The sequence below is a fragment of the Leeuwenhoekiella sp. CH_XMU1409-2 genome, from assembly GCF_037029365.1.
Lineage (GTDB): Bacteria > Bacteroidota > Bacteroidia > Flavobacteriales > Flavobacteriaceae > Leeuwenhoekiella > Leeuwenhoekiella blandensis.
In genome coordinates this window covers 133,067-145,844 of sequence record NZ_JAYMEI010000008.1, presented here as the reverse complement: position 1 = coordinate 145,844, position 12,778 = coordinate 133,067, and the positions used below count along the sequence as shown (strand labels likewise).

Genomic DNA, 12,778 nt, shown 5'->3' with positions numbered 1-12,778 from the left:
GGTGGTTGGAAACAAATTTTCAAATTCAAGATAAGCCGCGGAGTATTAAACCCTTTGGCAGTGCCTATAAAATCAATCGAAATTTATTTATTAGAAAATGCATAACCTAAACTGTATATTTGCAGGCTAAAGTTCGCTTACTGCGAACATTGATGAAGAACGTCTATGAAGAACATTCGCAATTTTTGCATTATCGCTCATATTGATCACGGTAAAAGTACCCTGGCAGATCGCTTGTTAGATTTTACAGGATCTGTTACAGACCGTGAAAAACAAGAGCAACTATTAGATAATATGGATCTGGAGCGTGAGCGTGGTATTACCATTAAATCGCACGCCATCCAGATGAATTATATACACAACGGTGAGCCGTTTATCTTAAATCTTATTGACACTCCGGGTCACGTAGATTTCTCTTATGAGGTTTCTAGAAGTATAGCGGCCTGTGAAGGAGCCTTACTTGTGGTTGATGCTGCTCAAAGTATACAAGCACAGACCATTTCTAACTTGTATCTGGCCTTAGAGAATGATCTTGAAATCATTCCGGTATTGAATAAAGTAGATTTACCCAGTGCAAATCCTGAAGAGGTTACAGACGATATTGTTGACCTTTTAGGTTGTGATGCTTCAGAGGTGATCCCTGCCAGTGCAAAAACAGGAATTGGAATTCAGGAAATTTTAGACGCGATTATTACGCGTATTCCGGCGCCAAAAGGAAATCCGGACGAACCATTACAAGCACTTATTTTTGATTCGGTTTATAATCCGTTTAGAGGTGTTGAAACCTATTTTAGAGTTATCAATGGGGAGATCACAAAGGGTCAGCATATTAAGTTTATGGCTACCGGCAAAACGTACTATGCAGATGAAGTAGGAACGCTTAACCTGAAACAATCTCCTAAAAAAGTAATCAAAACCGGTGATGTAGGCTATTTAATTACCGGAATTAAGGAGGCTAAAGAAGTAAAAGTTGGGGATACCATTACCGATGCCAAGAACCCAACAACTAATATGATCTCTGGTTTTGAGGATGTAAAACCTATGGTTTTTGCCGGAATCTATCCTGTAGATACCGAAGATTATGAAGACCTTCGTTCTTCTATGGAAAAACTTCAGCTTAATGATGCTTCTCTTGTTTTTCAGCCGGAAAGTTCTGCCGCTTTAGGTTTTGGTTTTCGATGTGGGTTCTTAGGAATGTTGCACTTAGAGATCATTCAGGAACGTTTAGAGCGTGAGTTTGATATGACCGTTATTACTACAGTTCCTAACGTTTCTTACTTAGCATATACGATCAAAGATAAGGAAACACCTATACTGGTCAACAATCCTTCAGACCTTCCTGATCCTGCGGGAATGGATCGTGTTGAAGAACCATTTATTAAAGCTTCGATCATTACCAAAGCTGATTTTGTAGGACCGGTAATGTCATTGTGTATCGAAAAACGCGGTCAAATTACCAATCAAACCTATTTAACGCCTGAGCGTGTAGAGTTGAGTTTTGATATGCCGCTTGCAGAGATCGTTTTTGACTTCTACGACCGTCTTAAAACAGTATCTAAAGGCTATGCTTCCTTTGATTATGCACCTATAGGAATGCGTGCTTCACATCTGGTTAAAGTAGATGTTTTATTAAACGGAAATACCGTAGATGCACTTTCTGCTTTGCTGCATAAAGACAATGCTTACGATATAGGTAAAAAGATGTGTGAGAAGCTCAAAGAGCTTATTCCGCGTCAGCAGTTTGATATTCCTATTCAGGCTGCGATTGGTGCAAAGATCATCGCCAGAGAGACTGTAAAAGCGCTTCGTAAAGACGTTACTGCAAAATGTTATGGTGGAGATATCTCACGTAAGCGAAAACTTCTTGAAAAGCAGAAAAAAGGTAAAAAGCGTATGCGTCAGGTAGGTAATGTGGAAATTCCTCAGGAAGCATTTATGGCGGTACTGAAACTTAACGACTAGATGAAACGCATACAGTTTATAGGTTTAGCTTTGATCATCATCTGCGGAATGATCAGTCAATATACAAACGCCACACAAAATCAATTTATGGTGTGGTTGCTAGCCCTAGGCGCTGTCGCCGGAATCCTGATGGTAATCTCCGATTATTTTACTTCCAAAGAGAAAAAATAACGTATCAAAAAACCTCGCATAAATTGCGAGGTTTTTTGTTTAATACTGTTTTAAAACTATTCTTTCACCCTCATTTCGGCCTGAGGCCAAAGCAGCTTCAACAATTTGTATATCGCGTAAACCTTCGATACCCGGAGCGATCATTGGCTTGTCGTTCAATATCGCAAGCGCATCATCATCCATCTGGATTGCTTGTTGATTACAATCACAAGGCTTTAAATATTTTCCATCGCTGGTGCTTCCGCTTACGCCATTATAGCTTTGAAAAGGAGCCAACTCATAGTTTCCGTCTGCGCAATCTACTTTTAGAAAGTTAACATTATCTGCATAAGTCACGCGGCCTTTAGCCTTTATTCCGTTCGGAAATTCAAGATCAAAATAAGTGATTTCCGGAGCTCCGTTTAAAAATAAATCGGGTCTTTGTGTCTCGTGTGAAGCAGTGAGCGCAATAGGCTCTAATCCCGTTGCGTATCGCATGGCGTTGATAGGATAAACGGCCATATCGTAGATAGCTCCGCCTCCTTTGGCTCCGTTTAAACGCCAACCGCCCGAAGCTCCAATTCTAAAACCTGCTTCGGTATGAACGCGCTGTAACGCCCCATACGGATTGGTTTTTGCCCAATTGATTATGGTTTGGGTGTTTTTTTCATGTTGCATACGATAACCTATCGCCAAGCGCACATTATTCTTCTCACAAGCGTCTATGATTTCTTGACACTCACTTACGGTCATCGCCATTGGTTTTTCACAAAACACGTGCTTACCCGCATTTGCAGCCATCACTGCAAATTTTTTATGCAAAAAAGTAGGAGTAACGATGTACACCACATCTATGTCGTTATTATTGGCAATTTCAGGGAGCGTTTCATAACTATAAACATTTTGATCTTTGATCCCGTATTTCTCTTGCCAGACCGGTATTTTCTCAGGGCTTCCGGTTACAATCCCGCGTAATTCAATATGCTTGGTTTGCATAAGTGCGGGCGCCAGATTATTTGTAGCATAGCCACCTAATCCTAAGAGCGCAACTCCAAGTTTCTTTTGAGGTTTAGCGTGAGCAAAATAGGGAAGTGGTAAGGTGCTCGCGGCAAGAGCTAGTCCGGTATTTTTTAGAAAGCTGCGTCTATTATTCATAAGCTTGTTTTGTAGAAAGTTACTCAACAATCACATATCAAATTCTTAAAACTGAATTATTAATAAAATTTTAATAAGCTTAAAATCTGTTATTTGTAAAAAAAAGGGATTCATTAAAGAATCCCTTTTTAAAGCTTAAAGCGTGGTTTTATAAATCATCAGATTCAGGTTCTTCAACCTCTTTTTTTGCTATAGCAACTTCTTCGGGATCAAATGGTTTTCCTAAGTACACAAGTTTAGTATTGGTAAAATTCTCAACCTCTACCTCATCGAGATTAGACTTTAAAATCTCGAGTTCGCCAGATTCTTTCTTTAAGAAAATAGGCACAACGTTCTCATCTTCACGTGTGCTTTTTACCAGTTTTTCAAAAGCTTCTTTTGAATCAATATCAATCTCTTGAATGGTAGGATGTGCACGCGCAACTTCTGTAAGGCGAATGAAATCATCGGTAGGAGAGAAGAGTCCTTCATGAGGAGAAGACTGCGAACTTCTCATCTCATCGGGAGTGATGAGTCTAAAGGCTCCATTTTCTCCAAAAATATCTCTAAAACGGTTTATAGCATAATCATTAATGTCACCGTTACCGGTTAAAGCCATAAGATATCCTACGTCATTCAGTTCTATATTGTTCATCAAACTGTCTGAATAAATACTTTCTTCAATAGCTTCAAGACCGCGTTCTTTGGCTTTTTCAATATTATAACTGTTGCTGTCAACAAGTACGACGTGACGCCCATTTTGCATCAAGTATTCCCCAATGATACGAGAAGCTTTAGAAGCTCCTATGATCACAATACCTTTTGATTCCGTTAGGAAAACACCCACGATTTTTGCAAAAAGACGCGCGGTAGTTGCATTTAGTAACACGGTACCAAGCACGATCATAAATACCAAAGGAGTAATATATTCTGCTCCTTCAACACCTTCACTTACCAGCTGAAGTCCAAAAAGCGAAGCAATACCTGCGGCAACAATACCCCGTGGTCCTACCCAGCTTACAAAAAGCTTTTCGTTGAATTTTAAGCCTGAACCTTTAGCACTAAGAAAAACTCCTATAGGTCTTAATACAAAAACCACAACGGCAAAAAGCCACACGGCTTTCCAGGTATAAATTAAGTATAGGTCCTGCATTTCAATGTTTGCAGAAAGCAGAATAAACAGCAACGAAATCAAGAGCACACTAAGCGATTCTTTGAAATAAAGAAGCTCTTTGATGTTTGGTAATTTCATATTTCCCATTACCATACCCATGACTACCACAGAAAGTAATCCGCTCTCGTGCGCAAAAAGATCTGAAAGTACAAACACACCCAAAACGCAAGCGAGTGTGAACACATTTAATAAATAATGCGGAATGATATTACGCTTGATACTCAAAGCCAAAGCATGTGCAAATGTAAACCCGAACGTAAACCCAAAGAGCACAATTTTACCAAACTCCTCAAGGGCAGTCAGTGTAAATTCGCTTCCGGCACCCACGCTGATAAATTCAAAAACCAATACGGCTACCAAAGCCCCAATCGGATCGATAAGTATCCCTTCCCACTTAAGAATTGCTGAAATGTCCTTTTTTAAGGGAATATTACGCAAGATCGGTGTGATCACGGTGGGTCCCGTTACAATGATCAAGGCAGCAAATAAAAAGGAAATGCGCAGGCTTAGATCAAAAATATAGTAGGCTGCTGCACCTGCACCAAAAAAGGTTACCAGCGAACCAATAATGATCAGTTTTGTAATTACCGGACCTACATTTTTTATCTCGCTAAAGCGTAAGGTAAGTCCGCCTTCAAACAGAATGATCCCGATGGCAAGCGACACAAAATTAAAGAGCCGCTCTCCGGGAAAAATACCCACTTCCCCGTCCCAAATAGGTTCAATCCATTTAGAGCCGTCGTAAGTAAATAAAGTTGAAATAGGCCCCACAAAAAGCCCGATCAATATTAAGGGTAAGATTGCCGGTATCTTAAATTTCCAAGCTACCCATTGCGCCAAGATACCTAGAATGATGATTCCTCCCAGTTCTAACATGTATTCAATTTTTTGCTATGATACGGCTTTATTGTATGATACTAAAGCCGTCAAAAGCGATTCTTTGTTAAATATAGCTTAATTACTCGGGGCAAAAAATTTGATTTAACGTGGTTTTAGTATTTTGCAAGACTTTACTTGATAATCAAGAGTTAGATTATTTTGGCGGAAATACGTATACAAGTTCAGGAATTTATCTTCTGTTTTAATCCTATTGCTAACTATAGCCGCTTAAATGACTCAGCATTCTACGATAGAATGCTAATAAATTAAAACGTTCAAGATTTAAAATTTATGACGATACACGCAATAGATGCCGGCAGTTTTAAACTCGATGGCGGCGCTATGTTTGGTGTGGTTCCTAAAACCTTATGGACGCGCACAAATCCTGCAGACAGCAACAATATGATTGATATTGGTGCACGCTGTATGCTTATTGAAGAAGGCAATCGCCTGATTTTAATAGATACAGGAATGGGCGATAAACAAAGTGAAAAATTCTTCAGCTATTATCATCCTTGGGGAGGAGCAACACTTGAAAATTCACTTATACAAAAGGGTTTTCATCCTGATGATGTGACCGATGTTTTCCTGACGCATTTGCATTTTGACCATAGCGGTGGCTGTATCAAATGGGCAGAAGATGGTAAAACACCAATTCCTGTTTTTAAAAATGCTACTTACTGGAGCAACAAAGCGCATTGGGAATGGGCAACACAGCCCAACGCCAGAGAGAAAGCTTCCTTTTTAAAAGAAAACATTTTACCCATTGAAGAAAGTGGTCAATTAAAATTTGTTGAGAGACCTGATTCAGCTTTTGCTAAAACCTCAGCGCTTGATTTTGGTATCTTATTTGTTGATGGTCATACCGATAAGCAAATGATTCCACATATTACGTACAAAGGAAAAACCATAGTTTTTGCAGCAGATCTATTGCCTACAGCCGGTCATTTACCTTTACCGTATGTTATGGGATTTGATACCCGACCGCTGTTAACACTGAGCGAAAAAGAGAAATTTCTCAATGAAGCCGCAGATCAAAACTATTATTTATGGCTGCAACACGATGCTCATAATCCTGTAATTACGGTAAAGCATACCGAAAAAGGGGTTCGCTTAAACGAAAAATTTAATATTGCAGATATTCTTTAAAATTGAGGGTTTAAAGAATATATAATCACAATACCTCACACAAAGGCACAAAGCCAAAACATAAAATAACTCCTAAATATGAAAAAAACAGTTCTTGCAGCCTTGGGTGCTGCAATGCTTCTTTCTAGTTGTGACACCACAGCACCTTTAATCAGCATTCCTGCTGAAAACGTGGACCAACTTCCTTTAAAAATTTCAGAACTAAACGAATCTCAAGAAAAAAGTTGGCCTGCAAAAGACATTACTGCAGATACTATTCCCGGGATGAGTGTCGAAAAAACGTATAACGAGTTGATCAAAGGCACGGGATCTTCAGTCATTGTGGCTGTGATCGATAGTGGTGTAGACATTGAGCACGAAGATCTTGATGGTGTGATCTGGACCAATGAAGATGAAATTCCCGGTAACGGAATTGATGATGACAAGAATGGTTATATAGACGATGTACACGGTTGGAATTTCCTTGGAGATATCGTGAACGAGCAGCTTGAAAAAAGTAGAATTGTTCAAAAGTATGATGCTCAATTTAAGGGGAAAACTTTAGACCAAATTCCAGCTTCGCAAAAAGAACTTTTTAAAACCTATACCGAAGCTAAAAAGCAAGTAGAAACTGAAAAAGAAGAACTTCTGCAACAAAAAATGCAGTATGATCAGATCGTTGCTGCCGTAAAAAGTGCGCATACCGCAGTTTCTCAACGCTTAGGAAAAGAAGATTACACCGCTGAAGAACTTCAGGCACTTGAAGCGACTACCGAAATGGAACAGCGTAATAAAGCCATCTTAACGCAGATGTTGAATTATGAGGATACCATTCCAGAATTTTTGGTAATGATCAATGAGCAGTTAGAAAGTATGGCACAACGCCTAAACCATAACTATAATCTTGAAGGAAATTACAGAGCTGTTCTAGGTGATGATCCTGATGATATTAAAGATACAGACTACGGAAACAACAATGTGATGGGTCCTGATCCTGATGCCGCTACCCACGGAACACACGTAGCGGGTATTATTGCTGCAGAACGCAATAATGGGATAGGAATGGATGGCGTTGCTAATAATGTTGAAATTATGGTCGTTAGAGCCGTTCCTGACGGGGATGAGCGTGACAAAGATATCGCACTCGCTATTCGCTACGCGGTAGACAACGGTGCAAAAGTGATCAACACCAGCTTTGGTAAATATTTCGCATCAAATCCTGAGTGGGTTTATGATGCTATAAAATATGCTGCCAAAAAAGATGTTTTGATCGTAAATGCAGCCGGTAATGAAGGTATTGATCTGGACACGGGTGACACGGTTTACCCAAATGATCAGTTAGATAATGAAACTGAATTTGCCGATAACCTAATTTCTGTAGGTGCTTTAAATGAAACCTATGGCGGTAAACTTGTTGCCAGCTTTTCAAACTACGGTAAATCTAATGTAGACGTTTTTGCACCGGGAGTTCAGATTTATTCAACCATCCCGGGTAATGAATATGAATTCTTACAAGGAACTTCAATGGCTTCTCCAGAAGTTGCCGGAGTTGCAGCAATGTTGCGTTCATACTACCCACAATTTAGCGCTGCTCAGATCAAAAAGATCATTATGCAAACCGGTGTAAGTACAAACATTCAGGTATCTGCAGGTGGCGATCCAGAAAACGTAAAATCATTTTCTCAGCTTTCAAAATCAGGTAAAATGGTTAATATGTACAACGCCTTTAAAATGGCTGAATTATCAAGTAAAAACTAATTATTTATGAAGCTAAAAGCATTTTTAAGTCTTTCCTTTTTTAGTGTTTTCGCATTGGCACAAGCACAAAACAATACTTCCTATTGGCAACAACACGTTGACTACACGATGGAAGTTGATATGAATGTTGAAGATTATAATTACACCGGTAAACAAGAACTGGTGTATACAAACAATTCTCCAGATACCTTAACGCAGGTATTTTATCATCTTTATTTTAATGCGTTTCAACCGGGAAGCGAGATGGATGTACGCTCGTTGAACATCAAAGATCCAGATCGTCGTGTTGTAGATCGTATTTCAAAATTAGAGCCTGAAGAAGAAGGCTTTTTAAAAGTAAATGCACTTTCTCAAGATGGAACCGCTTTGAGCTATAATGTTGCAGGGACCGTTCTTGAAGTGAATCTGGCGCAACCTATTGCTCCGGGAGCAAGCACCACGTTTAATATGGATTTTAACGGGCAAGTGCCTATTCAAATTAGAAGAAGCGGTCGTAACAGTGCCGAAGGTGTAGCGCTTTCTATGACGCAGTGGTATCCTAAATTAGCAGAATATGACTTTGAAGGATGGCACGCAGATCCTTATATCGCACGTGAATTTCACGGGGTTTGGGGAGATTTTGATGTAAAGATCACTATCGATGCAGACTATACCATTGGAGGTACAGGATATCTTCAAAATCCTGAAATCGGTCACGGGTATGGCGAACCTAACCAAAAAGCAATTAAGCCTACAAAAGGAAAATATACCTGGCATTTTGTTGCACCTAACGTGCACGATTTTACCTGGGCTGCAGATCCTGAATACATTCACGACAAGCTTACTGCAGAAGATGGTACTGTACTTCATTTCTTCTATAAAAATGACGAAGAGATCATTGAGAACTGGAAGAAATTACAGCCTAAAACAGCCGAACTTTTAGCCTATTACAATGAGCATATTGGCCAGTATCCATACGATCAATATTCAGTGATACAAGGTGGTGACGGCGGTATGGAATATGCGATGTGTACATTGATCACCGGCGGAAGAAACTTTGGTAGCCTAGTAGGCGTTACAGCACACGAATTTGCACATACGTGGTTTCAGTTTTTAATGGCAACCAATGAGCAAAAACACGAGTGGATGGACGAAGGTTTTACTTCTTACATTTCTAGCGAAGCCGAAAATGTAATTTTGAATGAAGAAAAACCTAATCCACAAGCAGGTAGTTATTCTTCCTATTTCAGATTAGCTAAAAGCGGTTTTGAACAACCACAAACCACTTATGCAGATCGTTATGCATTAAATGCTGCATATGGCGCTTCAGCCTATTCTAAAGGAGCTGTTTTTCTTGCACAATTAGGATACATCATAGGGAAAGAAAACCTTGATGAAACTTTGAAAAAGTACTACGATGAATGGCACTTTAAACATCCTACGCCTAATGATTTTAAACGCATAGCAGAAAAAGTAAGCGGCATGCAACTAGACTGGTACCTTGTAGACTGGACGCAGACCACCAATACGATCGATTATGCGATTAAAGAGGTTAAAGAGGTAGATGGTAAAACCGAAGTTACTCTTGAGCGTAAAGGCTTGATGCCAATGCCTGTTGATTTTTATATCAATACAGCAGATGGTACTAACGAAGCATATTACATCCCATTACGTATGATGCGTGCTGAGAAAGCAAATCCGTTTCCTGATATGAAACGTACACAGCTAGAAGACTGGCCTTGGGCATTCCCAACCTATACGTTGACGATAGACAAGCCTCTTTCTGAAATTAACGCCATGACGATCGACGCACAACAGTTGATGGCAGATATAGACCGAAGCAACAACAGCTGGTCTAAAGACGCAGAATAATTTTAGAATACACTTATTTTAAAAAGCCGTTTTCACATTTGAAAACGGCTTTTTTTATTTTATGTAACCCGCGTATACCCGCTTTTACCGATATTTAAGACTTCAAAAATCCATATTCCCTAAATGAAGCTACGTATTCTCCTCGCTGTACTTGTTTTTAATTTATTTTCTTGCCAGAACACTTCAAAAAAACCCGACTTACTCAGCCCAGGTATTTCAAAAGAATTGGCCGATTTTAGAAAAGAGCAACTCAGTGAGATTGTTTACAACTTAGACTTTGCTATTCCAGAAAAATTAGAAGATTCAATTCCTGCAGTATTGCTTTTAGAAGTGACCATTGACAATCATTTAAAACCACTATATCTGGATTTTAATGTGCCAGAAGGTCACGTCAAAAACGTCATCGCTAACCGAAAGGAAATCACTATTCATCACGAGCAAGAACATTTGATCATTCCTTCAGCGCATTTAAAACGAGGCGCCAATACCTTTGAAATTGATTTTATTGCCGGCGAACAATCGCTTAATCGTAATGAAGAATTTTTATACACGCTCTTGGTTCCCGATCGTGCCAGCACTTTGTTTCCGGTTTTTGATCAGCCCAATTTAAAAGCGCTTTATAATTTAACAATTACTGCTCATAAAGATTGGAAAGTTCTTGCAGGAGCTCCAGAGATCAGTACCGAAACAACAGGTGCGTACACCACGCATAAATTTGGAACTTCAGATAAAATGAGTTCGTATTTATTTTCTTTTGTCGCGGGAAAATTCAGCGAAGTCGAGCAGAATTCAGTAGCATTTCCTATGACGTTGCTCTACCGCGAGACTGACAGTGCTAAAATAACATCAAGCCTCGATCCTATTTTTGAATTGCACGCTGGTGCAGTAGATTATTTAGAAGAGTACACTGCATATCCTTTTCCATTTCAAAAACTTGATTTTGCTGCGATTCCTATTTTTCAATATGGCGGAATGGAGCATGTGGGCGCTATTCAATATCGGGAATCTACTTTGTTTCTAGATCAAACCGCTACTGAAAGTCAGTTGTTGAGCAGAGCTAAACTTATCGCACATGAAACATCGCATATGTGGTTTGGCGATCTGGTTACTATGAACTGGTTTAATGATGTTTGGATGAAAGAGGTTTTTGCCAATTTTATGGCAGATAAGATCGTAAATCCGGCGTTTCCTGAAGTCAACCACGACTTGCTGTTTGTATTGAGTCATTATCCCAGTGCGTATGCAGAAGATCGTACCCAAGGTGCAAACCCCATCAGGCAAAATCTAGACAACCTCAAAAATGCAGGTTCGTTATACGGAAATATCATTTACCACAAGGCGCCCATTATGATGCGCCAGCTCGAGCTTGCCACCGGTAAAAAAGCCTTTCAAGAAGGAATTCAAGAGTATATAAAAACGTATGCAAACGATAATGCGGTGTGGAACGATCTTGTTTCTATTTTAGATTCTAAAACCGAAATTGATCTTAAGCAATGGAGCGAGGTTTGGGTAAACCAGAGCAGTCGTCCCGTTTTTTCTGAAGAAGTAACTTATGACTCTAATGGTGCGATTAAAAAACTTCAGCTTACTCAAAATGCTGAAGATGGAAGTGCTAAAATCTGGCCGCAAACCTTCAAAATAGGATTGGTTTATTCAGATTCAACACACGTGATCACCGCCGCTATTATTGATGAAGAGTTAGTTTTAGAAGAAGCAACAGGACTCCCAAAACCTCAACAGATCATTTACAACTATGACAGCATGGGCTACGGAATTTTTCCGCAGCAAGAAAGCGTTTTACAAAGCATTGCTCAAATACCTGACGCGGTAGCTCGGGGTTACAGTTATATCAACACGCACGAAAATCTTTTAAATGCCGGTCTTGATCCTATGTCGGTTTTTGAATTGTACAAAGAGGGATTAACCACCGAAGAAAATGCGTTGATCTTACGCCGCATAAGCGGTCAAACCCAAAATTTATTTTGGACCTATCTCAGCGATATGCAACGGGAATCGCATCAGCAAGAATTAGAAGATCTGGTTTATGCACAACTGCAAAAAGACCTTCCTGCAACGATCAAAAAAACACTTTTTGGGCTGTTTGAGTCCATCGCATATTCCGAATCTGGAAAAAAACGTTTGTATGCGATCTGGAATAAAGAGACCAAAATTGATGCTCTTAAACTCAATGAAGATGATTACACAGGAATGGCGATGCAACTTGCGTTATTTGGTCATCATAAAACTGAAGAAATCCTTCAAAAAGCAGCAAGCCAAATTTCAAATCCAGATAAAAAAAGACGCTTTCAATATTTGCAACCTGCACTAGCCGCAGATGAACGTACAAGAGATGCTTTTATGAGCGATTTAAAAGAGGCTAAGAACAGAGAGAAGGAATCTTGGGTACTTTCAGCACTTGGCTATATCAATCATCCACTACGCCAAGAAAGCGGCGTAAAACACCTTAAAATGTCTTTAGAACTGCTTGAGGAAATTCAGTTAACCGGTGATATTTTCTTTCCTAAAAATTGGTTGAATGCAACGGTAGGACGTTATACTTCTGAAGAAGCTTATCAAATTAGAGAAACATTTTTAGAGGCAAATCCTGATTTAAACCAAGTGTTGAAAAACAAATTATATCAAGCTACAGATGATCTTGATCGCTTGCATCAACGGCGTTCAAAGATCAAATAACAGATCTAAACAAGGCTTCAAAAAACGCACAGTAAAGAAGTATGCTAT

The 12,778-nt window shown here is 39.4% G+C and carries 8 protein-coding genes; 6 read left to right on the top strand and 2 right to left on the bottom strand.

The genetic code is table 11. The annotated features are described in order from the left end of the window. Nucleotides 1–165 precede the first annotated feature (165 nt). The gene (lepA, locus tag WA338_RS10650) at nucleotides 166–1,962 is read left to right on the top strand and encodes a translation elongation factor 4 (RefSeq protein ID WP_009782033.1); all 1,797 of its coding nucleotides are present in this window, start codon (nucleotides 166–168) and stop codon (nucleotides 1,960–1,962) included. Continuing rightward, on the top strand, nucleotides 1,963–2,133 hold the full coding sequence (locus WA338_RS10645) for a hypothetical protein (RefSeq protein WP_009782032.1): 171 nt from the start codon (nucleotides 1,963–1,965) through the stop codon (nucleotides 2,131–2,133). It begins immediately after the preceding gene. 39 nt (nucleotides 2,134–2,172) lie between these two features. On the opposite strand, the gene WA338_RS10640 is transcribed toward WA338_RS10645, so the two are convergent. Both WA338_RS10640 and WA338_RS10635 read right to left on the bottom strand, forming a co-directional pair. Beyond that, nucleotides 2,173–3,267, bottom strand: a complete 1,095-nt coding sequence (locus WA338_RS10640) for a Gfo/Idh/MocA family protein (RefSeq protein WP_272986022.1) — start codon at nucleotides 3,265–3,267, stop codon at nucleotides 2,173–2,175. A 148-nt stretch (nucleotides 3,268–3,415) separates the two neighbouring features. Then, complete coding sequence (locus tag WA338_RS10635; RefSeq protein WP_009782030.1) at nucleotides 3,416–5,296, bottom strand: cation:proton antiporter; 1,881 nt, start codon at nucleotides 5,294–5,296, stop codon at nucleotides 3,416–3,418. Nucleotides 5,297–5,590: 294 nt separating this feature from the next. Between WA338_RS10635 and WA338_RS10630 the strand changes: the two genes are divergently transcribed. From WA338_RS10630 to WA338_RS10615, 4 genes are all read left to right on the top strand, one after another. Next, nucleotides 5,591–6,448 carry an MBL fold metallo-hydrolase gene (locus WA338_RS10630; RefSeq protein WP_009782029.1) on the top strand — a complete coding sequence of 286 codons (858 nt, stop codon included), beginning with the start codon at nucleotides 5,591–5,593 and terminating at the stop codon, nucleotides 6,446–6,448. Between the two features lie 78 nt (nucleotides 6,449–6,526). After that, nucleotides 6,527–8,185 (top strand): S8 family peptidase, encoded by a 1,659-nt coding sequence (locus tag WA338_RS10625; RefSeq protein WP_009782028.1) that lies wholly within the window; start codon nucleotides 6,527–6,529, stop codon nucleotides 8,183–8,185. A 6-nt stretch (nucleotides 8,186–8,191) separates the two neighbouring features. Further along, nucleotides 8,192–10,036 carry a M1 family metallopeptidase gene (locus WA338_RS10620; protein ID WP_009782027.1) on the top strand — a complete coding sequence of 615 codons (1,845 nt, stop codon included), beginning with the start codon at nucleotides 8,192–8,194 and terminating at the stop codon, nucleotides 10,034–10,036. 123 nt (nucleotides 10,037–10,159) lie between these two features. Next, nucleotides 10,160–12,730 (top strand): M1 family metallopeptidase, encoded by a 2,571-nt coding sequence (locus WA338_RS10615; RefSeq protein WP_272986020.1) that lies wholly within the window; start codon nucleotides 10,160–10,162, stop codon nucleotides 12,728–12,730. Nucleotides 12,731–12,778: the final 48 nt, after the last annotated feature.